This is a genomic window from Pseudomonas sp. S1_E05 (assembly GCF_056337105.1).
Map to the genome: position 1 here is coordinate 68,571 of NZ_JBFRHM010000001.1, position 21,957 is coordinate 90,527.

The following is a 21,957-nucleotide window of genomic DNA, read 5'->3' on the forward strand; positions in this document are numbered from 1 at the left end:
GCCCGGTATGACCATGCAACAACGCATTGAATCGACGCTGGGGCTGTTGCAGCCCGAGCACCTGCAGGTGCTGGATGAAAGCCACATGCACAGTCGTGGGACACAGACCCATTACAAGGCCGTGGTGGTCAGCCAGCAGTTCGAAGGGCTCAATCGCGTCAAGCGCCACCAGAAAGTCTACGGAACGCTCGGCGAGCTGATGGGCGAGTTCCATGCGTTGGCGCTGCACACCTACACCCCGCAGGAATGGGCAGAGATCGAAGCGGCTCCGGCCTCGCCGACCTGTGCTGGCGGTAGTAGGAGTTAGGAGCAGCTTCAAGCTTCAAGCTTCAAGCCGAACTCGATCCGCCTCGAGCTTGTCGCTTGAAGCTTGCCGCTCAAAGCTGCCTTTTTGCTACAATCCGCAACGCGCCCCAAGGGGCGCGTTTTTTTTGAGTCCGGTTCACCCCTTACGAGGGTAGCCACCTGGAGAATCACCCATGACACAACAGATTGTCGTGGCGGCACTGTATAAGTTCGTCACTCTGGAAAACTACGTCGACCTGCGCGAGCCGCTGCTGCAGGCCATGGTCGACAACGGCATCAAGGGCACGCTGCTGATTGCCGAAGAAGGCATCAACGGCACCGTTTCCGGCACCCGCGAAGGCATCGATGGCCTGCTGGCCTGGCTGCGCAACGATCCGCGCATGATCGACATCGATCACAAGGAATCGTATTGCGACGAGCAGCCGTTCTATCGCACCAAGGTCAAACTGAAAAAAGAAATCGTTACCCTGGGTGTCGAAGGCGTCGATCCGAACAAGAAGGTCGGCACCTATGTCGAGCCACGGGACTGGAATGCGCTGATCAGCGATCCGGAAGTGTTGCTGATCGACACCCGCAACGACTACGAAGTGTCGATTGGCACGTTTGAAGGCGCCATCGACCCGAAGACCACCAGTTTTCGCGAATTTCCCGACTACATCAAAGCCAACTTCGACCCGGCCGTGCACAAGAAGGTCGCAATGTTCTGCACCGGTGGCATTCGCTGCGAGAAGGCTTCGAGCTACATGCTCAGCGAGGGCTTTGACGAGGTCTATCACCTCAAGGGTGGCATCCTGAAGTACCTCGAAGAGGTGCCGCAGGAAGAAACAAAATGGCAGGGCGACTGCTTCGTGTTCGATAACCGCGTGACCGTGCGTCATGACCTCACCGAAGGTGACTACGATCAATGCCACGCCTGCCGTACTCCGGTTAGTGTCGAGGACCGCGCATCCGAGCACTATGTGGCCGGTATCAGCTGCCCGCATTGCTGGGATACCCTGAGCGAGAAAACCCGTCGCAGCGCGATCGACCGCCAGAAGCAGATCGAGTTGGCCAAGGCCCGCAACATGCCGCACCCGATCGGCTACAACTACAAGCAAACCCCTTCCGAGGCTTGATCCATGTCTGAATGCCGCCTGCTCTATGTGATGGACCCGATGTGTTCCTGGTGCTGGGGCTTCGCGCCGGTGGCCAAGGCGCTGGTCGAGCAGGCGCAGGCGGCGGGAGTGGATGTGCACCTGGTAGTGGGTGGCTTGCGCACCGGCAGCGGTTCGGCACTGGAACCGAGTACCCGGCGTTACATCCTTGAGCATTGGCAAGCGGTCACCGAGGCCACGGGCCAACCGTTCAAGACTCAAGGTGCTCTGCCCGAAGGCTTCGTCTACGACACCGAGCCCGCCTGCCGCGCGCTGGTCACTGCGCGCAGCCTGGCACCGGATTGCGCGTGGACGCTGCTGGGGCTGATCCAGCATGCGTTCTATGTCGAAGGTCGCGACGTCACTCACGCCAGCGTGTTGGTGGAGCTGGCGGAACAGGCGGGCGTGCCGCGTATCGAGTTTGCCGCAGCGTTCGATCGCGCCGACATGCACACGGCGACGGCAGCCGATTTCACCTGGGTTCAGGACCTCGGCATTGCCGGTTTCCCGACCCTGCTGGCCGAGCGTGATGGTCAGTTGGCTTTGCTGACCAACGGCTACCAGCCTCTTGATGTGCTGTCATCGCTGCTCGGCCGCTGGCTGGAGCGTGCTGCCTGTGCATGACCTGCACAACGATGCACCTGCCTCCAGACCTGTTGATCGACTGAGTTGGGCGGAAATCCGTCGCCTGGCCCTGCACCATAAAAAAGCCCTGTGGGTTGCCAATGGCGTCGCGCTGCTGGCAACGCTGTGCAGCGTGCCAATTCCCTTGCTCTTGCCGCTGCTGGTGGACGAAGTGTTGCTGGGACACGGCGATTCTGCGCTGAAAGTCATGAATCACGTATTGCCGCAACCGTGGCAGAAAGCAGCGGGCTACATTGGCCTGATGCTGGCGGTCACGCTGTTGCTGCGTTGCTCGGCCCTGCTGTTCAACGTGGTGCAGGCCAGGTTGTTTGCGGCGCTGGCCAAGGACATCGTGTATCGCATTCGTACCCGCTTGATCGAACGGCTCAAGCGTATCTCCCTGGGCGAATACGAAAGCCTGGGCAGCGGCACGGTCACCACCCATCTGGTAACCGACCTCGACACCCTGGACAAATTTGTCGGCGAGACACTCAGCCGTTTTCTCGTGGCGATGCTGACGCTGGTCGGCACTGCGAGCATCCTGATCTGGATGCACTGGAAGCTGGCACTCCTGATCATGCTGTTCAATCCGCTGGTGATCTACGCCACGGTATTGCTGGGCAAGCGGGTCAAGCACCTCAAGAAGCTCGAGAACGACAGTACCTCGCGCTTCACCCAGGCATTGACCGAAACCCTCGACGCTATCCAGGAAGTTCGTGCCGGCAACCGCCAGGGCTTTTTCTTGGTCGGCTTGGCCAGCGTGCCCGGGAGGTACGAGATTATGCCGTGAACTCACAGTGGAAAACCGATGCCTCCAACCGGGCCAGCGGGTTGCTGTTCCAGTTCGGCATCGACATTTTTCGCGCCGCTGCGATGCTCACCGTGTTGTTCTCGGACTTGTCCATCGGCCAGATGCTCGCGGTGTTCAGCTACCTGTGGTTCATGATCGGCCCGGTGGAGCAACTGCTCAATCTGCAATACGCCTACTACGCGGCCGGTGGCGCGTTGTCGCGCATCAACGAACTGCTGGCCAGGGCCGACGAGCCGGAATATCCAGGTGGTGTCGATCCATTCAACGGTCGCCAGACGGTCGGCATCGAAGTCCAGGGCTTGAGCTTCGGCTACGGCGACGAGCTGGTGCTGAACCAGATGAACCTGTCGATTGCGCCGGGTGAAAAGGTCGCGATCGTCGGTGCCAGTGGTGGTGGCAAAAGCACCCTGGTGCAGTTGCTGCTGGGCTTGTATACGCCACTGGCTGGAACGATCCGCTTCGGTGGTTCGACCCAGCAGGAGATCGGCCTGGAAACCGTGCGGGAAAATGTTGCCGTGGTCCTGCAACACCCGGCGTTGTTCAATGACACCGTCCGGGCCAACCTGACCATGGGCCGCGAACGCAGCGACGAGGCCTGCTGGCAAGCCCTGGAAATCGCCCAGTTGCATGCCACCATCCGTGAATTGCCCAAGGGCCTGGATAGCGTGGTCGGGCGTTCCGGCGTGCGCTTGTCTGGCGGTCAACGGCAACGACTGGCGATTGCGCGCATGGTGCTGGCCGAGCCGAAAGTGGTCATTCTTGACGAAGCCACCTCGGCACTGGATGCCGCCACCGAGTACAACCTGCACCAGGCGCTGGCGAGATTTCTCAGCCAGCGCACCACACTGATCATCGCCCACCGCTTGTCAGCGGTGAAACAGGCTGACCGTGTACTCGTGTTCGATGGCGGGCAGATTGCCGAGGATGGGGATCACCAGCAACTGATCGCCGAGGGTGGTTTGTACGCCAAGCTCTACGGGCACCTGCAGCAGTTGTAAGTCACTTCCACAACACCTGCAGGGCATCGGCTGCGCCGTCATGGCCGAACTCCTTGATCACCACCGCACAGCTGTTGCATGGCGGCAGGGTGGTCGCCACGTCGACGGATGCCAGCAGGCTGTCCTGCGGATACTTCTCCCTGAGGGTGCTGATCAGCTTGGCTTCGCTGTCCAGGGACGTCGGCCTGCGAGTCAATTGCGGTGTATAAGACTCGATATCCTTGATGGTGTGCGGAATAGCCAGCAGCTTGCCGTCGCTGGAAACGTTCAAGGAGGTGCGCGCGAAGGTCTGGTCGAAATCGACGTTGAAGTACTTGGTGCCATTGACCACTACACCATTGGAGGCAAACGGCGGCTTGAACAGCGGCAACTCCCCTGTCAGGCCCAGAGCCCCCGAAACGCTGACGTAAACCTCGCGTTTTCCCTGCGCCGTCACCACATCGGCGAACGCAATGTTCCTGGGGTTGTGGGATTGAAGCTCGACAGGCAGCAGTTTCTGGAATGTGTGCATGGCCTTGTTGATCTTCAAGTCGCTGTTCACCTCGACGGTGATGGTCTTCTCGGCGAACAAGGTGTCGAAAATCTGTGCGGTCCTCTGGCGAAACGTGTCCGATGCGTTTCGGCTGCGCGACCAGGACGCCGCGCCGTTCGCCAGTTGGGTCACGATCATGCGGGTGGAATGGTCGAACAGTACCGCCTCGCCAGGGCTGGTATCGACCTTGAGCCGTTTGAGCCCCTCGGGAGGGTTCGCATGGCCGCCAATTGGAATGGCAATCTCATCCATGGTTTTCATCGCCCGTTCCACGGCGTCTGCGCCATAAATCCGGGCCATGTTGTTGGCGTTCAGGGACCCTACGTAAACCGTCTTCAGTTCCTCGGCCAAGTCGGCGGGCAGGCTGTCTGCAGGCAGCAACGTCAGCGGGGTGGACAGGTCTTGCCCCGCCTGGCGCTCTGCAACGTAGAAATCGCCGGGGCCCAGGCGGGTAAAAACATAGTGTTTGGAATCATCGATGGCGGGGACGATGACAGCGCCCGTCTCCAGGACATCGAAGCGGTTTCGGTAGGGCAGGTTCGCCTTGATGCGGGCGTAGATACCTTTCTGAAAGAGCAGGCTGGCGTCGATTTTCCTGTAGGTGCGCAGGGCATTGAGCCTAAGAGGCTGGCTGGAAAAAGCCGGTGTGTAGACCATGTCGCCAAACCACTCGGCGAAACCCTTGTCCGGATCATGGCTGCCCATGCTCGGCGTTGGCGCCGCAAGGCCTGTGACATAGCGGGTTTTGCACACGGCATCGAGGCCATCCATACGCGGCAGTCGACAGGGGATGGATTTTAAGGTGGACGACTCGTTTATCAGGTCGGCACGGCGAAGTTGATCGCCGTCCAGCCGATAGGGGATATCATCGATCAGCAGCGTGATTCGGCCATCGGTCTCCAATAGTTCATTGACATTGGCGTGCGCCGGCACCAGCGCCAGGGCGTGGGACTCGGTCGCGGGCAACATCGTGAAGGTCGACCGGCCAGGGATGAAGTGTTGGCGGTTGTTGGGCTGGTGCGGGCCGTAGGGAAGGGACGTCAGGGGGGCGACAAGGTGCACGCGTCTGCTGCTTGAAGTTCCGGTATTGCGAACGACCACGTCATTGATGCCGCTGAGTGTTGCCAGCTCATCACCCGGGATCAGCGGTTTCCAGCGTCCAGGGTCGATGACCCGAGGCAGGTGGGTGGTCTGGCGCAAACTGCCGGTTTTTCCGATCAGCATCCTGACGCCCTCTGTTCCCAGGCTCGCTGCGGTGTGAAGCGTTTTACCCACGCCGCTCAACGTCGATTTCAAAAGTGAAGGCAGGCCGTCCAACGGGTTGAGGTTTTGCAGCGAAGCGGTGAGCAACTGGCGAGCCAACCCTGAATAGGTGGGCAGGGTTGCCTTGGCGACCATGCGCGATGCACTGCTGGTGACTCTGGCCAGACGGACCGACCCGGAAATGAATTTGCCGATGGGAAACAGAAATGACGCCAGGTCCAGGAACAACCCACCCGCGCCGAGGATTTTGCGCTCGGTATCGTTGGATGAAAGGTCTTCGATACTGCCCCAGAAGGGCACGAAGCCTTTGACGATTTCCAGAAGTATTGCTCGGCGTTGCGCGTTTTCGGCCCTGAGCGTGTCGAATTCGGTCATGCCTCGGGCCTGGAGACGCAAATGTTCCTCGTCGACGAACAGATGAGTCGAGGCAATAAATTGGGCAATCTCATTGAGCCTTGACCTTGGCTCGGCCGCCTCGGTCGCGTTCTTCGCGGACGGCATTTTCCCCACCTCATCCAGAAAACCTATGTAATACCCACGGTGTGCCGGCACCGTTCCATTGACATGGGCGGGCCAATCCAGGCGCAGCGAAGTGTCGAGGTCGCGCTCTGGCGCATAGGTCTGGTTGGGAATCACGGCGTGCAGCGGGAACTCGGTATAGACGCCGTTAATGGTTGAAAATCGCAAGCCGGTGCGCAGGCGAATGAAGCCTGCGCTTGGAATCAGTTCGTAATAGGTGATCTGTTCGGCTTGGGTGACCTTCAATAGGAAGCCCTTGCGGGCGTGGATATCAGTGGGGGTTCCATTTTTTCTGACTTTGCGCCGCAGCCCCAGTATCCGGACATCACCGTCTTCCAGTGCCCGACGCTCGGTGAGCGGCAGGGAGGTCAAGAGGCTGGCGATCAGTGTTTGATAGGCCGAGCGGATGGTCGAGAGGTAGTGATCGAAGTCGGTCTGAAACAACGCATTGATGTCCGGCAGGGTTCTCAATGAGGGAATGGGCACTTCGCCCTGAAACACCTGGCGGTATTCTCCCTGGGGATCCTTGCGTTCCGAGTGACACACTCGCTGCTCATCGATCCGGAAGGTCTGGCGGGTGGGCGTCTTGCCATCGGCCTGGGTCACGCCCCATCGCTTGCCGTTATCGAACTGGCCGTCCGCATAAAGATCGAGGAACGCGCGCCCGGCAAGTTTGAGCGTCGGAACGTCTCTGGCACCCTGGCGGCCGGATGAGTCGAGCGGGAAGAACCTGTACCCGTCGGCTTCGAGCGCGTAGGCGCCGAACTGCTCATCCTTTATCCGCTTGGCCATTTTCAATCGATCGGGTGGCACGGTATCCAGTGTCTGCACGGCGCTGTACAGGCCTTTGGCATGGCTTTCCAGGGCCGTCAGGGCGCGCTCGATATCGTGCGCGTCATACGCTGCATCAGTTTTCGACGCAACGACCCCCACACAGATTGCCCATTGCAGGGCAGGGCTCACTCTCAAACGGGCGATGACTTGCAGTGTTTCAGGGGAAGCCGTGGCGTTGCGTTGCAGCGGCAGATCGATCAGCTGTTGGAAGGACAGCGGCGTTGGGCGGTTGAGGCGCAGTTCATCGGCCAGTAACACACCGTGCATGAAGTTCACCCAGACCAGCGAACTCTTGTAGCGCAAATCGGCGGGGATATCGTGTACCGCGAAGTCTTTCGAGAGCCAGGGCTGGAGCACGTGAGCCAGCATAATCGAGTCATTGAACGAGTGAGCCCACCCCTTGAGCAAAAGGTGCTGTACGAATGCCGTGCGCAGCGCCGGGTAGCTTTTGCCCCAATGCGCCGGGTCGAGCCAGTTGAAACCGGCAAATTCGTGTGTTTTGTCGACCGCCGTTGAGTGCAGGTAAACGTATATGGCTTTGCACACCAGTTGATAACGCACGGAGGCCGGGGTTTGTTCGCCAGGGCGCGCTCCATACCACTTGAGCGTTCTCAGCAGGCGGTCTGCCAGGTCCTGGGCGGGCGGCGATTCGAGTATCTGTTGCAGGTAAATGGATGGTGTGGCGCGCAACTCCTCGGTCGAGGCAGTTTGCAGCACGTCGTCGAACAGGTACTTGATCAAGGAGGGCTTGCCAGCCAGCAGGCTCTTCACCGTCTCGACGATCCGGGCATTGAGGGTCTGCCTCATGTAGTCGTCGATCGACAGGGTGTCCTGGCCGGGTGAGTCGCGCATCAGGGCCTTGTATCGTCTTCGGTCCCGCGCAGTCGGGATGCGGTTCAAGCTGTCAATATCGGGACCGTTCTCGAGACCAAGCGCTTGCCTGGCATGGTTTTCTTCGGTGGTCTGTAACTCAGATGCAGCAAAAGTGGTCGCTTGCATGTCGCATTCCTTGTCAACGTTATCCCCCTTGTGAGCAGGGAAAACCGGGAGTGCAGTACATCGCTGCCGGAACCTGTGCGGGTGGTACATATATACGGCCGATCAGCCGCTTGCCGGAATCGAGAACGCGCCCTAGTCTTGCGGTAGCGATTTCGTCCGGAAGACGAGCAAGCGGTGCTAAAAACAAGGGACCTCATGAATCAAACGCGGACTCTCGGAACGCCACGGTTGTTGGGCATCGTTTGGCCCTTTATTGCCGTGGTGTTGTTCCAGGCGCTGCTGGGCGGCGTCAGTCTTTATGTGTTGTCGGCTGTGCGCGGCTATGTCGCCGGCGAAAGCCTTTGGTCGAAGGGCCAGAAGGATGCCATCTACTACCTGAACCTCTACGCCGACAGCCGGGACGAGACGACTTTCAGAAAGTATCAGGACGCGATCCTGGTGCCTCAGGGCGGGCATGAGCTGCGCGTAGCCCTGGATAGTCAGCCTCCGGACATTGCGGCGGCACGGGTGGCGATCCTCAAGGGAGGTAACCACCCCGACGACGTGTCCAGCCTGATCTGGCTGTACCTCAATTTCCGCCACTTCAGCTACCTGGAAAAAGCCATCGACCTGTGGACGGTGGGGGATGCGTACCTGGCCAAGCTCGATGATGTGGCCCGGGAGATGCACCAGCACATCACCACGGGGCGCGCGTCGGAGGCTGATATCCAGCGCTGGAAGGCGCAGATCTTTGCGATCAATGACGAAGTGACACCTCCGGCGAAAGCCTTCAGCGATGCGCTGGGAGAAGGCTCGCGGGTCATACTTCGGCTGTTGCTGGTGACCAACCTGGCCACCGCCCTGGGCCTGATCGCCCTGGCCCTGATGCGCACCCATAAACTGCTCAAGCAACGCCACGAGTTTGCCGACGCCTTGCAACTGGAGAAAGACCGGGCGCAGATCACGCTGCAATCGATTGGCGACGGCGTAATCACAACCGACGTGGCGGGCGCCATTACCTATATGAACCCGGCCGCCGAAGCGTTGACCCACTGGAAGGCCGAGCAAGCGACGGGTCTGCCGCTCGCCGCCCTGTTCAATGTGCTGGACGAGAACGCCCAGGCCGAAGGCTTCACGCTGATCGAGCGCATCCAGAGCGGCCAGCTCACCAGCGGCAGTGAGCATTCCAAGCTGATCCAGCGCCTGGATGGCAGCACGGTATCGGTCACGCTGGTGGGCGCGCCGATCCGCAATGCCGGCAAGGTCAGCGGCACCGTACTGGTCTTGCACGACATGACCCAGGAGCGGCAATACATCGCCAATCTGTCCTGGCAGGCGACCCATGACGCCTTGACCGGCCTGGCCAACCGGCGCGAATTCGAGTATCGCCTGGAGCAGGTGCTGCACAGCCTGAACCGGCAGCCGGCACGCCATGCCCTGATGTTCCTCGACCTCGACCAGTTCAAGCTGGTCAACGATACCTGTGGTCATGCCGCGGGGGACGAGTTGCTGCGGCATATCTGCGCGCTGTTGCAGTCGGGTCTGCGCGAGGGCGATACGCTGGCCAGGCTCGGCGGCGACGAGTTCGGCATCCTGTTGGAGAACTGCGCACCGGAAGCGGCGGAGAAAATCGCCGAAGGCTTGCGCCAGACCGTTCAGAACCTGCATTTCGTCTGGAAGGGCCGACCATTCGTGACCACGGTCAGCGTCGGCCTGGTGCACGTCAACCATCACCCGACCACGCTGGAAACCTCCTTGCGCGCAGCCGATATGGCTTGCTACATGGCCAAGGAAAAAGGCCGCAACCGGGTTCAGGTGTATCACGCCGATGACTCGGAGCTGTCCATGCGGTTTGGCGAGATGGCCTGGGTACAGCGCTTGCACATGGCGCTGGAGGAAGACCGATTCTGCCTGTATGCCCAGGAAATCGCGGCGCTGGGCCAGACCGAGCAGGGCAGTGGGCACATTGAGATCCTGTTGCGCCTTCACGACGAAGCCGGGCGCATGATCCTGCCCGACAGCTTCATTCCCGCCGCCGAACGTTATGGCCTGATGACGTCGCTCGATCGCTGGGTTGTGCAGAACGTGTTCAAGATCATTGCCCAGTGCATGGCCGAGCCACACAAGGGGCCGTTGGCCACGTGTGCGATCAATCTGTCAGGCAGTACCATCGGGGACGAGGCGTTCCTGGACTTCCTGCGCGAGCAGTTCGTGGCGTACTCCATTCCGCCTGAAATGATTTGTTTTGAAATCACTGAAACCAGCGCAATCTCCAATCTTGGTAGTGCAATCAGATTTATCAATGAGCTCAAAGGCTTAGGCTGCCATTTTTCCCTTGATGACTTTTGTGCCGGAATGTCCTCATTCGCGTACCTGAAACATTTGCCTGTAGACTTCCTGAAGATCGACGGGAGTTTCGTAAAGGATATGCTGGACGACCCGATTAACCGCGCCATGGTCGAAGTGATCAATCACATCGGTCATGTCATGGGTAAGCGTACGATTGCCGAGTTTGTTGAAACGCCCCAGATCGAACAGGCATTGCTTGAAATTGGGGTCGATTACGCTCAAGGGTATGTGATTGAGCGCCCGCATCTGTTTACCTGCGATAGTCTGCAAAGTCGTCCTGCCAGGCCCCAACCCTTGCTGTTCAAGGCGCCCGGCACGTTCCGTTGAAATTCTTGCTGATCGTCAACAATCACAATCAAAAGGAACCCGACAGTGATCGACTCATTCAACCGAACCGGACCCCTCATGGAAGCTGCAAGTTACCCCGCCTGGGCTCAGAAACTGATCCAGGATTGCAGCGAGAGTAAGCGCCGGGTTGTCGAACACGAATTGTACAAGCGCATGCGCGATAACAAGCTCAGCGCCAGGACCATGCGTCACTACCTGATTGGTGGCTGGCCGGTCGTCGAACAGTTCGCGCTCTACATGGCACAGAACCTGACCAAGACGCGCTTTGCCCGCCATCCCGGCGAGGACATGGCGCGCCGCTGGTTGATGCGCAACATTCGTGTGGAACTCAACCACGCCGACTACTGGGTGCACTGGAGCCGTGCGCACGGTGTCAGCCTGGAAGATCTGCAAGAGCAGCAGGTGGCCCCCGAGCTTCACGCCCTGAGCCATTGGTGCTGGCACACCAGCTCTTCGGACTCGCTGATCGTTGCCATTGCCGCCACCAACTACGCCATCGAAGGCGCGACAGGCGAATGGTCGGCTTTGGTGTGTTCCACCGGTGTCTACGCGGCAGCGTTTCCCGAGGAAGATCGCAAGCGGGCCATGAAGTGGCTGAAGATGCATGCCCAGTACGACGATGCCCACCCGTGGGAGGCACTGGAAATCATCTGCACGCTGGCCGGGATGAACCCGAGCAAATCCCTGCAATCGGAGTTGCGTCAGGCGGTGTGCAAGAGCTACGACTACATGTTCCTGTTCCTGGAACGGTGCATGCAGTTGGAGCACGCGGAAAAAACCACGGTAGCCCGTGAACGCATGGCGCTGGCCGAAAGCTGATACAGGTGTCACTCACGTGTAACTGTAGGAGCGAGCAAGCTCGCGATGGTCGTCAACGATAACGTTGGCTATCTGATACCCAGCGGTGCCTGATCTACCATCGCGAGCATGCTCGCTCCTACAGGTCGAGACACAAAAAAGCCCGCCCCTCTATGGATAGAGGGGCGGGCTTTTTCATGGTCGACTGGTTTCAGGTACTGATCTTCAACCCGATCAACCCGGCGATGATCAGCGCCACGCTGGCGAGCCGGAACAGTGCCATCGACTCGCCAAACAGAATGATCCCCGCGATGACCGTACCGACCGCACCCACGCCGGTCCAGATTGCATAGGCGGTGCCCAGCGGCAACTCCTTCATGGCCAGGCCCAGCAGGCCAAGGCTGATCGCCATGGCGGCGACGGTCAGGGCCGTGGGAAGAGGGCGGCTGAAGCCGTCGGTGTATTTCAGTCCGACAGCCCAACCCACTTCAAACAGGCCGGCGAAAAACAGAATGATCCAGGACATGACAGACCTCCATCGAAGACGGGGTCGTCCCCAGGGTAATGACTCGATCGAGTCGCGAGGTCGTCCTCGCGTTGCGCAATATAGTGCCCATTATGAGGGCGTGGATCAAGTTGGTGCATCAGTGCACAACGCGATTCGCCGCCTCGTGCCGGTCCTGTTTCTCGCTCATCCGGCGGAAATACGTCGAGAGCAGCGCACCGGAAATATTGTGCCAGACGCTGAACAGCGCGCTAGGCACGGCCGCCAGTGGCGAGAAGTGCGCACTCGCCAGCGCCGCGCCCAAGCCGGAGTTCTGCATGCCGACTTCCAGGGCCAGGGACTTGCGTTGGGCCAGCGGCAATTTGAACAGGCGTCCGGTGAAGTAACCCAGCAGGTAACCAAAGCTGTTGTGCAGCATCACCACGGCCATGATCAGCAGGCCGGACTCGGCGATCTTCGCCTGGCTGGCTGCAACGACGGCCGCGACGATGATCACGATGCTCACCACCGACACCAGCGGCAGCACATCCACCGCATGGCGCACGCGGTCACCGAGCACACGCTGGGCGACGACGCCGAGCACGATCGGCAGGAGCACCACTTGCAGGATCGACCAGAACAGCTCCATGAACGAGACCGGCAACCAGGCAGAGGCCAGCAACCAGATGAGTGCGGGGGTCAACAGCGGAGCGAGCAGGGTGGTGACGGCGGCGATGGCCACCGACAGTGCCAGATCCCCACGGGCCAGCCAGGTCATCACGTTGGACGAAGTGCCGCTAGGGCAGCAGCCAACCAGAATCACACCGACGGCGATCTCGGGTGGCAGATGAAACGCCTGGCAGAGCAACCACGCCACACCGGGCATGATCACGAAATGAGCGACCACGCCCAGGGCCACACGCCACGGATGGCGGGCGACCTCGGCGAAGTCTTCGAGCTTGAGGGTCAGGCCCATGCCGAACATCACCAATCCCAACAGGGGAACTATGGCGCCTTTCAGGCCGATGAACCACGCCGGTAGCAGGAACGCCACCACGGCGAAAATCAGAACCCAGTAAGCGAAGGTGTTGCCGACAAAGCGACTCAATGCAGCCAGTGCACGCATGGCCTGATCCTTTTTATTAATGACTTAGTTCCAATGTGGGAGCGGCGGTGCGACGCTCCCACAAGGGGGGAATCACAAGGGTTTAGATCCCCTGCGGCATCTCTTCACCGCCCAACGCCTCGACCAGCGCCGGCAGGAAGTCGCCGAAAGTCAGCATCATGAGGGTGAAGCTGGCGTCCAGTTGGCCGAGGGCTTCATCGCCACCGTCCTGTTCCGCCTGGTCTTGCAGCAGGTCTTCGAACTTGAGGCGCTTGACCACCATCTTGTCGTCGAGGACGAAAGACAGCTTGTCCTGCCAAGCCAGCGAGAGTTGCGTGACCACTTTGCCAGTGCTCAGGTGCAGCTGGATTTCCTCACTGGTCAGGTCCTGGCGTTTGCAGCGCACGATGCCGCCGTCTTCGTGGGTGTCGCGCAGTTCACACTCGTCGAGCACGAAGAAGTCTGCGGCAGCTTCCTGGCTGGTGACCCATTCGGTCATGACCGCCGTCGGGGCCATTTTCACTGTCAGCGGACGGACCGGCAGGGTGCCGATCACTTCGCGCAAGGTCGACAGCAAGTCTTCGGCGCGTTTAGGGCTGGCCGAGTTGACCAGGATCAGACCCTGTTTCGGCGCGATGGCGGCGAAGGTCGAAGAACGACGGATAAAGGCACGAGGCAGGAACGCCTGGATGATTTCATCCTTGATCTGGTCGCGTTCCTTTTTGTAGACCTTGCGCATTTGGGCGGCTTCGATCTCTTCGACTTTTTCCTTCACCGCGTCACGCACGACGCTGCCTGGGAGAATACGTTCTTCCTTGCGCGCCGAAATCAGCAGGAAATCACCGCTGACATGCACCAGCGGAGCATCTTCACCTTTGCCGAAAGGGGCGGTGAAACCGTAGGTGGTCAACTCCTGGCTTGCACAGGGCCGCGCCAGTTTGGTGGCCAGTGCAGTTTCCAACGCCTCGGCATCAACAGGCAGATCTTGGGTCAGGCGATAGATAAGCAGGTTTTTGAACCACATGGGGCGAGTCTCTCCTTTATACAAAGTGGGGCATTATTCTCTTCGTGGCGACATAGGCCAACCCTTCTCTAAGCCTTTGGAAGGCCTGAAAAAATTATTTAAGAAAGTGCTTGCCAGAGGTAGGGCTGCTCCGTAGAATGCGCGCCACACCGAAAGTGAAGGGTGATTAGCTCAGCTGGGAGAGCGTCTGCCTTACAAGCAGAATGTCGGCGGTTCGATCCCGTCATCACCCACCATTCGCTTCCAGTGTTACGCGCAGCGGTAGTTCAGTCGGTTAGAATACCGGCCTGTCACGCCGGGGGTCGCGGGTTCGAGTCCCGTCCGCTGCGCCATATTCGGTTACCTGGAACACTGAACGCCAGGTCACCACGGAAAGCCCGCTCACGCGGGCTTTTTTCTGTCTGATGTTTGTGCAGGTTGCAACGTTTCACCGGTTTTCCGATTGATTTAAATATTTTTCAATTAAATCAACACTTTATGAAAATCTGTGGCACAATGCGCCCCGCAACGAAGGTAAAGGGTGATTAGCTCAGCCGGGAGAGCGTCTGCCTTACAAGCAGAATGTCGGCGGTTCGATCCCGTCATCACCCACCACTTGCTTTCAACGCTACGCGCAGCGGTAGTTCAGTCGGTTAGAATACCGGCCTGTCACGCCGGGGGTCGCGGGTTCGAGTCCCGTCCGCTGCGCCATATTTCGCATCCAGGCCCACTGAACACCTGGATGTCACGCAAAAAGCGGCCCTTGGGTCGCTTTTTGCGTTTTTGCCTTTCCCAACGGTTACCTCGCTACCGTTTTGCACCTTTATGGGCCCATCGTTGATCCATGAAGTAGCAATCATCCCTTGGCCGATCGATCGTCTTCGGCGTCACTTATCCATTCAAATCTGTTGAATCAATAGCTTGGATCAGTCACGCAGCCTGTGGCACGCATTGTGCTTTTTTGCATCCGTGGATAATTGGATACAAAAAGTCAAAAGGTGCCGCCATGCAATTCGCTCCCGCTTACGCTGACCGCCCACCCCTGACCGCCGAGGAGGAGGCTTACAACTTTCTCCTCGAAGCGATCTGCTGTGGCCGTTATCGCAAGGGCGACCGGCTGATTGCCGAGGACATCGCCAGCGAAATCGGCATGAGCCGCATGCCGGTGCGCGAGGCCTTTCGACGCCTCGATGCGCAGGGCCTGGTGACGCTACGACCCAATCGTGGGGCGATTGTCAGCGGGCTGGATATCGATGAGTTGCACGAAGTGTTCGAGATGCGCAGCGCCCTCGAAGGCCTGGCGGTGCGTGTGGCCGTGGCCCATATCGGTGAGCGCCAACTGGCAGCCCTGAAGCGCCTGCTCGACGAAATGGATGACTACCGCGACGAGAGCGCCGAATGGGTCAGCCGCCATCGCAAGTTCCATGAGTACCTGTGCAGCCTCAGTGGCCGACCACGGTTGCTCAAGCAAATATCGGCCCTGTATTCGCTGATCGAGGCACCTATGCGCCTCTGGCTGCAACACGTCGACAAACCCCTGAGCGCGCACGAGGAGCATGCGGTGATCCTCGATGCAATTCGCGCCGGCGATGCCGAACGGGCGGAGGCGGTGGTGCGCGAGCATATCGAGGGCACGGTTCCCGAACTGATCAAGTTTTTGCAAACAGGAAAATAACGGGCCAAAGCCCAACCCGTGCGGTGATTTGTTGCGACTTGTTGTGACTTTGAGTACTGCCCCCAGATTTTCAGCCACCCCAGCCATCCCCGAACCCAAGCCGTTCTCAGCCGCGTGCTGTGATCTTTCCCAAGGAGTTGAAGATGCGTTTATCGAGTCTTGCTGCAGCGTTTTGCATGGCCGCTGTTTTGCCTCAGGTACAGGCGGCCGAACAGGAACTGAAGTTCTACAACTGGTCCGACTACATTGCGCCCGACACTTTGAAGAATTTCCAGCAGGACAGCGGCATCAAGGTCCAGTACGACATCTTCGACACCAATGAAATGCTCGAGGCCAAGATGTTGTCCGGGCATTCGGGCTATGACCTGGTGGTGCCTTCCAGCCAGTTCCTGTCCAAGCAGATCCGCGCCGGCGCCTACCAACCCTTGCAGCGCAACCTGCTGGGCAACTGGAAGCACCTCGACCCGCGCCTGATGCAGCGCCTGGAAGCCGCTGACCCGGGCAATAAATACGCCGTGCCGTATATGTGGGGCACCGTGGGCATCGGCTACAACGAGGAAAAAGTCCGCGCCGCCCTGGGCAAGGACGTGGTGCTTGATTCCTGGTCGATGGTCTTTGATCCGGCCAACCTGGCCAAGCTCAAGAGTTGCGGCGTGGCTTTCCTCGATGCACCGGTGAAGATCATTCCCCAGGCCTTGTTGTACCTGGGCCTGGACCCCAACAGCACCCAACCCGATGACTACAAAAAGGCCTCGGCGCTCCTGATGAAACTCAGGCCGTCGGTGACCTACTTCAACTCGTCGAAATACACCGCGGACCTCGCCAACGGTGATATCTGCGTGGCCATCGGTTATTCCGGCGACGTGATGCAGGCCCAGACCCGGGCGAAGGAAGCCGGGAAAACCGTCGACATCCGCTACCTGCTGCCCAAGGAAGGGGTCAACCTGTGGTTCGACATGCTGGCCATTCCCAAGGATGCCGGCAACACGGTGGGTGCCCACAAGCTGATTGACTACCTGCTACGCCCCGAAGTGATCGCCCCGGTCAGCGACTACGTGGGTTACGCCAACCCGAACAAGGACGCCACCGCGCTGATGGACCCCAAGGTCAGCGGCAACCCGGGCATCTATCCCGGCGACGACGTGATCGCCCACACCTTCGTCTCCGCCGACCTGCCAGACCCGATACAGCGCCTGATCACCCGCGAGTGGAACCGGATCAAGTCCGGTCGATGAATTGACGAGTGTTTGCCATGTTGAATTTTTCTGCCCACGAATATCCCTATCCGTCCCAGCGCCAGAGCGTGTTCGCCCGTCGCGGCATGGTCGCCGCCTCGCAACCGTTGGCGGCGGAGGCGGGGATTGAAATCATGCGTCAGGGGGGCAACGCCATCGATGCGGCGATTGCCACGGCGGCGGCCCTTACCGTTGTTGAACCTACCGGCTGTGGCCTGGGCGGTGACGCCTTTGCACTGGTCTGGACTCAGGGCCAGTTGCATGGCTTGAACGCTAACGGACATGCCCCGGCGGCACTGAGCATCGAGGCGGTGAAAGCGGCAGGTCATGCGCAGATGCCGTTGTATGGCTGGACGCCGGTCACCGTGCCTGGTTGCCCTTCCGCCTGGGCTGAATTGTCCCGGCGTTTTGGCAAGCTGCCGTTCGCCGATCTGCTGCAACCGGCCGTCAGCCTGGCGCGTGACGGCTTCCCGCTGTCGCCGGTGGTCGCCCATCAATGGCAGGTCGCCCTGGATGAGTTCAGCCCCCACCGCGACGCGCTGCTCGAGCCTTGGTTCGAGACGTTCCTGATCGACGGTCGCGCCCCCCGGGCAGGCGAACTGTTCCGCAACCCGGCCCAGGCCCGCACTCTGGAGGAACTGGCGGCCACGCAATGTGAAAGCTTTTACCGCGGCGCGCTGGCCCAGCGCCTGGATGCCCACTCCAGAGCCACCGGTGGTTACCTGCGCGCGACGGACCTGGCCGACTACCGCGCACAATGGGTCGACCCCATCCACATCAACTACCGTGGCGTCGATGTCTGGGAAATCCCGCCGAGCGGGCAAGGCCTGGTGGCGCTGATGACGCTGAAAATCCTCGAAGGCTTCGATTTCGACCACCGCGACAGCCAGCAGACCTGGCACCGTCAGTTGGAAGCCATGAAGTTGGCCTACAGCGACGGCCTGCACTACATCACTGACCCGCAGCACATGCGCGTGGCCGTGGCTGATCTGCTCAGCGATGACTACAGCGCCCGACGCCGTGGGCAGATCGGCGAGCAGGCGCAACCGCCCGCGCCTGGCGACCCCCATGCCAGCGGCACGGTGTACCTGGCCTGCGCCGATGGCGAGGGCAACATGATTTCGTTCATCCAGAGCAACTACCACGGCTTTGGTTCCGGTGTGGTGCTGCCCGACAGCGGTATCGCCTTGCAGAATCGCGGGCAGGAATTCAGTCTCGATCCGGTCCACGCCAATTGCCTCGCTCCAGGCAAGAAAACCTTCCACACCATCATCCCCGGTTTCCTCAGCAAGGACGGCCAGGCCCTCGGCCCGTTCGGCGTGATGGGTGGGTATATGCAGCCTCAGGGGCATGTGCAGATGGTCATGAACCTGGTGGACTTCGGCCTCAACCCGCAGGCCGCACTGGATGCGCCGCGCTGGCAGTGGCTGGGCGAGATGAAGGTCGGCATCGAACAGGGCGCTTCCCGCGACCTGGCCAACGCATTGGCCCGGCGCGGGCATCACGTACAGATCGCCAGCGACCTGACCGACTATGGGCGCGGGCAGATCATCCTGCGCGATCCGGTGACGGGTGTGCTGTGCGGGGGGACCGAACCGCGGGCGGATTCGCACATTGCGGTGTGGTGATCTCAGCCCCTGTAGGAGCGGGCTTGCTCGCGATAGCGAACTGTCAGTCACCCTTTATGTACCTGACACACCGTCATCGCGGGCAAGCCCGCTCCTACAGGGTGCCCTTTATTGCCTGGCGTTCTGGCTGTGGCGGTAATCACTCACTGATTCATACACCGCCTTGCGCAGGCGATTGATTCCGCCAATCGGGCGGTGCGCCTCAAGGCCGAACCACGGGTTGAACGACAGGTTGTCGCATTTCAGGTTCTGCGCCGGGGTGTCGAAATCCTGGGCGGGCAGGGTGATACGGGCCACGGTCTGGAACGGCGCATCGGCCTCACGCCACTCGACACTGGTGTCCTCGATCGGCATGTATTTGTTCGCGTCCTGGCGCTGGATCTGCAAGACGAAACACGCCGGCACCCGGTCGGTGGAGAGTTGCTGCGTGAGGGCGCTACGCAGGAAGTTCGGCAGGTCGTGATTCTGCTGGGGCAAGGTGTAGGCCGGGCAGTTGTCCGGATCCGGCGCGACCCTGAACTTTGCATTGCCCTCGCCGAACTTGTACGGCGACACGGAAAAATAGGTGGTCTGCGTCGGGCTGTCCGGTGGCGGCGAGAGCGTCGCCAGGGCGATGAACAGGTGGCGGACCTGCCAGGTGCGCGGGTCCCAGCCAGGGAAGAACGCCATGACCTTTTTGCCGTCGGCCTGCGCCGCCACGTTCTGACGGTATTCGGCGACATCGCTGACAAAAAAGTTCGGGTGGCTGAACATCACGAAGTCCTGTTCGCCCTGGTCCTGGCGGTTGGCGAGCAGTTGTTTGCCCGGCACATCCAGCAGTTTGATCGCCATGCCTCGGGCGTCACGGATGCTGTCGAACTGCGGATAGGCGTTGCCGTTGGACAGGCGCAGGGTGGCTTGCCAACGTTTGCCCGGCTCGCTGAACACGCCGCGACGCAGGTCCTGCGCCAGTTCCGGCAACACCTGCACTTCGGCCTTCACGCAGCCATGGGCCTTGGCGTGGGCATCGCGCAGGTAGCGGGTGCTTTCGCGGTGTTGATCGACGATGCGCACGGCGGTCTGGATCACGTCCCGGGTCATGGCCGCTTCGCCTTCGGGGATTTGCTCTCGCGAAGGCACCGGGCCTCGGTGTTGCCAGGCAAACCAGGCGCTGGAAACCGCCCAGCCAAGCAGGCCGATCACCAGCGTCCACAGCAAAATCTTGCCGAGCAAGCGCCCCAGCCGCAACCAGAGCCTGGCCAACAGCGGCAATTCCTTTTTGAACGTGGTCATGATCATGGCAGTTGTGTCTCCAGCGGGCCGCCCAGCACCTTCAGGTATTCCAGCAGCGCCCAGCGTTCCTCGGGTTGCAGCAACCGGCCAATCACGCCATTGCCCCGTTGGCCGGCGCGGAATTCATGGCCGCTGTTGCGGTTGCCAGTCATGCGCGTATCGAACACGAAGCCGTTGTCGAAGGCTTCCGTGCGGTAGCCCAGGTGCCGTGGGTCGTACTCGAAGGTGCCCCGGTAGAAGGTGGTGGCGCGTTCATCCTGTGGTGAGAGCAATTGATAGATGCTCGGCACCGAGCCGTTGTGCAGGAACGGCGGCGTGGCCCAGACACCCGCCAGCGGGCGGGCTTTGTACGCGACTTTTTCGCGCACGCCGATGGGCAGGCCGAAACCGTCGAACTGTGGTTTCTCGACAGCCGTGATCCCGGCGTCGCGGTAAGCGCGGTTTTCGACGAAGGCCGTGACGTAGGCCAGGCCCTTGGCCACCGAGAGTTGGCTCAAGTCCAGCGGTTCCTTGGGCTCGGGGTCCAGCTTCACGTCCAGCCTGGCAAGTTCCGCCGGGTCCCATTGCAGGGCGGTCAGGTCGAAACGGTGGTTGGCGATGTTGTTGGCAGCGGTGGGGTCGGTGCCGATGACATCGACCGGCAGCATGTGCAGATGCTGGACCCAGCGCTCGCCTTCCTGCGTCACTTTCGGCACGTGACAACCAGCGCAGTTCTCTGTGAACAGCACGCGGCCCTTGGCGGCCAGCGGTTTATCGACTGCGCCCAGCAGCTCCTCCGGCCAGGCTGGCGGTTTGAGGCGTTGCAGGGTTTGTTCAATCAAATGCAGATCACGCACCCTCACGCTGGAGGGGTAGCGCTCGTCGCCCATGAGCGGCTGGCGGTTTTCGTCGAAGAAATTCAGCGTGGCTCCCACCCCCAGCGCTTCGCCGATGTTGCGCGCCATGGGTTGCTGTGCCGAGCCGTTCCACTGCACCCAGTCGAAGGTCCACATGTCCCACAGTTGTGGGTAGTCCACCGGTGCGTTGGCCACCCGGTAGTTGGCGGGGGAGATCGCGTCGCCAAAACTGGCGTTGGCAATGCGGCCGAATGCGTCGGTGCGGCCAGGGCCTTCCTCGGTAGGGTAAAGCCCACGGTGGGTATCGTTCCAGGCCACTTTCAGGAAGGTGTCGAGGGACTTTTTGAAGTCCTTGCGCAGTTGCTGCTGTTGGCTGTCGTAATCCTGGCCCAGGACATTGCGGGCGAAACGCTCGAACTTCCAAGGGTTGTAGTAAGTAGATGTCAGACTGGCGACCAGTGCTTGTCCGAAACTGCCACCCCCGTAATGTAGGAACGCTGGAGGGCAGTACATGTTGCGCCGTGCCGCCGTCAATACGGATCGCCTGGCCTTTGAAGCGCAGCTCGCCGGTGTGGCAAGCGGAACAGGTAATATCCAGAAATTCATCTTTGTTGCCGGGGTTTTTATGCCGGGCGAAGCCCACGGGCAGGTTGCCGGGGTTGTCGGGCGTGGCTTTCTGGCCGGGGTCGATGAGGAAACCGAAACGTGCCAGGTACTCCGGCGCGGCGAATCGTCGCTCCGAGAAGGGCAATTCGAGTGCGGTGAACCACTCATAACGCAGGCCTTTGACTTGCGTGCCCTGGGGGGTGAAATAGTAAGTCTGGCGGTCGCTCGCGCTCCACTGCTCCAGATAATGCACCTGTTGTGCAGGTGACCATTGCGGCAGTTTCGGGTTGGCGACGTAATACAGGACCACCGCCAGGACCACGCCCAGCAGCGCCACGATCAGAATCAGCAATCGGTAAAAGAGGCGCAAGTTAACTATCCTTGTCGATTTATCGCTTCCTTATGCCTGACCTATAATTTTGCGGCAAGTGGCCATTACGCCGGAGATGACGCAAGTCAGTGACAAACGAAGTGCCTTGATGACATAAGCTTCATCATCCAATTATGGAAATGCGTTAAAACACCTGAACTTATCAGTAACATCCTGTTCTCATCCCGGTAGCCATTGGTCGTGGCCGCCTGATAAGCTCGCGGCTTTACTCGATTGCCCTTTTGGCGCA

At 60.2% G+C, this 21,957-nt stretch carries 13 protein-coding genes, 4 tRNA genes and 2 pseudogenes; 13 read left to right on the forward strand and 6 right to left on the reverse strand.

Going from position 1 to position 21,957, the window contains the following annotated elements; all coding sequences use genetic code 11:
• Positions 1 to 7 precede the first annotated feature (7 nt).
• From AB4N33_RS00340 to AB4N33_RS00355, 4 genes and pseudogenes are all read left to right on the forward strand, one after another.
• Positions 8 to 307: a BolA family protein gene (locus AB4N33_RS00340; RefSeq protein WP_476456131.1), complete on the forward strand. Its 300-nt coding sequence runs from the start codon at positions 8 to 10 to the stop codon at positions 305 to 307.
• A gap of 172 nt (positions 308 to 479) precedes the next feature.
• Positions 480 to 1,421, forward strand: a complete 942-nt coding sequence (gene trhO / locus AB4N33_RS00345; RefSeq protein WP_460122029.1) for an oxygen-dependent tRNA uridine(34) hydroxylase TrhO — start codon at positions 480 to 482, stop codon at positions 1,419 to 1,421.
• Between the two features lie 3 nt (positions 1,422 to 1,424).
• On the forward strand, positions 1,425 to 2,063 hold the full coding sequence (locus AB4N33_RS00350; protein WP_460122031.1) for a DsbA family protein: 639 nt from the start codon (positions 1,425 to 1,427) through the stop codon (positions 2,061 to 2,063).
• A pseudogene (locus tag AB4N33_RS00355) lies at positions 2,056 to 3,872 on the forward strand (ABC transporter ATP-binding protein). Before AB4N33_RS00350 ends, AB4N33_RS00355 begins: the two are co-directional and overlap by 8 nt.
• A gap of 1 nt (position 3,873) precedes the next feature.
• Here the strand turns inward: AB4N33_RS00355 and AB4N33_RS00360 are convergent.
• On the reverse strand, positions 3,874 to 8,019 hold the full coding sequence (locus tag AB4N33_RS00360; RefSeq protein ID WP_476456132.1) for a hypothetical protein: 4,146 nt from the start codon (positions 8,017 to 8,019) through the stop codon (positions 3,874 to 3,876).
• Positions 8,020 to 8,214: 195 nt separating this feature from the next.
• Here AB4N33_RS00360 and AB4N33_RS00365 point away from each other — a divergent pair, with 195 nt between their 5' ends.
• Entirely contained in the window at positions 8,215 to 10,674 is a 2,460-nt protein-coding gene (locus tag AB4N33_RS00365) for an EAL domain-containing protein (protein ID WP_476456133.1), read from the forward strand.
• A gap of 78 nt (positions 10,675 to 10,752) precedes the next feature.
• A complete protein-coding gene (locus AB4N33_RS00370; protein ID WP_460122039.1) occupies positions 10,753 to 11,514 on the forward strand; it encodes a TenA family transcriptional regulator in 762 nt (253 codons plus the stop codon).
• 190 nt (positions 11,515 to 11,704) lie between these two features.
• On the opposite strand, the gene sugE is transcribed toward AB4N33_RS00370, so the two are convergent.
• The 3 genes from sugE to rdgC all read right to left on the reverse strand — a co-directional run bounded on the left by sugE (position 11,705) and on the right by rdgC (position 14,106).
• Complete coding sequence (gene sugE / locus AB4N33_RS00375; RefSeq protein WP_460122041.1) at positions 11,705 to 12,019, reverse strand: quaternary ammonium compound efflux SMR transporter SugE; 315 nt, start codon at positions 12,017 to 12,019, stop codon at positions 11,705 to 11,707.
• Between the two features lie 118 nt (positions 12,020 to 12,137).
• On the reverse strand, positions 12,138 to 13,103 hold the full coding sequence (locus AB4N33_RS00380) for a bile acid:sodium symporter family protein (protein ID WP_460122043.1): 966 nt from the start codon (positions 13,101 to 13,103) through the stop codon (positions 12,138 to 12,140).
• An 82-nt stretch (positions 13,104 to 13,185) separates the two neighbouring features.
• Positions 13,186 to 14,106: a recombination-associated protein RdgC gene (gene rdgC, locus AB4N33_RS00385; RefSeq protein ID WP_460122045.1), complete on the reverse strand. Its 921-nt coding sequence runs from the start codon at positions 14,104 to 14,106 to the stop codon at positions 13,186 to 13,188.
• A gap of 160 nt (positions 14,107 to 14,266) precedes the next feature.
• Here rdgC and AB4N33_RS00390 point away from each other — a divergent pair.
• From AB4N33_RS00390 to AB4N33_RS00420, 7 genes are all read left to right on the forward strand, one after another.
• Positions 14,267 to 14,342 (forward strand) — tRNA-Val (locus AB4N33_RS00390).
• A gap of 19 nt (positions 14,343 to 14,361) precedes the next feature.
• Positions 14,362 to 14,438, forward strand: a tRNA-Asp gene (locus AB4N33_RS00395).
• Between the two features lie 186 nt (positions 14,439 to 14,624).
• Positions 14,625 to 14,700, forward strand: a tRNA-Val gene (locus AB4N33_RS00400).
• 19 nt (positions 14,701 to 14,719) lie between these two features.
• Positions 14,720 to 14,796, forward strand: a tRNA-Asp gene (locus AB4N33_RS00405).
• Between the two features lie 295 nt (positions 14,797 to 15,091).
• Positions 15,092 to 15,760, forward strand: a complete 669-nt coding sequence (locus AB4N33_RS00410; RefSeq protein ID WP_460141150.1) for a GntR family transcriptional regulator — start codon at positions 15,092 to 15,094, stop codon at positions 15,758 to 15,760.
• 143 nt (positions 15,761 to 15,903) lie between these two features.
• Entirely contained in the window at positions 15,904 to 16,995 is a 1,092-nt protein-coding gene (locus AB4N33_RS00415) for a polyamine ABC transporter substrate-binding protein (protein ID WP_476456134.1), read from the forward strand.
• 17 nt (positions 16,996 to 17,012) lie between these two features.
• The gene (locus AB4N33_RS00420; protein WP_476456135.1) at positions 17,013 to 18,623 is read left to right on the forward strand and encodes a gamma-glutamyltransferase family protein; all 1,611 of its coding nucleotides are present in this window, start codon (positions 17,013 to 17,015) and stop codon (positions 18,621 to 18,623) included.
• A 108-nt stretch (positions 18,624 to 18,731) separates the two neighbouring features.
• On the opposite strand, the gene AB4N33_RS00425 is transcribed toward AB4N33_RS00420, so the two are convergent.
• Together AB4N33_RS00425 and AB4N33_RS00430 are read right to left on the reverse strand one after the other, a co-directional pair.
• A complete protein-coding gene (locus AB4N33_RS00425) occupies positions 18,732 to 19,868 on the reverse strand; it encodes a catalase family protein (RefSeq protein ID WP_460126587.1) in 1,137 nt (378 codons plus the stop codon).
• A 29-nt stretch (positions 19,869 to 19,897) separates the two neighbouring features.
• Positions 19,898 to 21,707 (reverse strand): annotated as a pseudogene (locus AB4N33_RS00430) (di-heme-cytochrome C peroxidase).
• Between the last annotated feature and the right edge of the window lie 250 nt (positions 21,708 to 21,957).

What these genes read in the sequence shown, in the direction of transcription:
- AB4N33_RS00350 (WP_460122031.1), top strand. Translation starts at nt 1,425, where the DNA reads ATGTCTGAATGCCGCCTGCTCTATGTGATGGACCCGATGTGTTCCTGG.
- AB4N33_RS00410 (WP_460141150.1), top strand. Translation starts at nt 15,092, where the DNA reads ATGCAATTCGCTCCCGCTTACGCTGACCGCCCACCCCTGACCGCCGAG.
- AB4N33_RS00370 (WP_460122039.1), top strand. Translation starts at nt 10,753, where the DNA reads ATGGAAGCTGCAAGTTACCCCGCCTGGGCTCAGAAACTGATCCAGGAT.
- AB4N33_RS00415 (WP_476456134.1), top strand. Translation starts at nt 15,904, where the DNA reads ATGCGTTTATCGAGTCTTGCTGCAGCGTTTTGCATGGCCGCTGTTTTG.
- AB4N33_RS00380 (WP_460122043.1), bottom strand. Translation starts at nt 13,103, where the DNA reads ATGCGTGCACTGGCTGCATTGAGTCGCTTTGTCGGCAACACCTTCGCT.
- trhO (WP_460122029.1), top strand. Translation starts at nt 480, where the DNA reads ATGACACAACAGATTGTCGTGGCGGCACTGTATAAGTTCGTCACTCTG.
- rdgC (WP_460122045.1), bottom strand. Translation starts at nt 14,106, where the DNA reads ATGTGGTTCAAAAACCTGCTTATCTATCGCCTGACCCAAGATCTGCCT.
- AB4N33_RS00340 (WP_476456131.1), top strand. Translation starts at nt 8, where the DNA reads ATGACCATGCAACAACGCATTGAATCGACGCTGGGGCTGTTGCAGCCC.
- sugE (WP_460122041.1), bottom strand. Translation starts at nt 12,019, where the DNA reads ATGTCCTGGATCATTCTGTTTTTCGCCGGCCTGTTTGAAGTGGGTTGG.
- AB4N33_RS00360 (WP_476456132.1), bottom strand. Translation starts at nt 8,019, where the DNA reads ATGCAAGCGACCACTTTTGCTGCATCTGAGTTACAGACCACCGAAGAA.
- AB4N33_RS00365 (WP_476456133.1), top strand. Translation starts at nt 8,215, where the DNA reads ATGAATCAAACGCGGACTCTCGGAACGCCACGGTTGTTGGGCATCGTT.
- AB4N33_RS00420 (WP_476456135.1), top strand. Translation starts at nt 17,013, where the DNA reads ATGTTGAATTTTTCTGCCCACGAATATCCCTATCCGTCCCAGCGCCAG.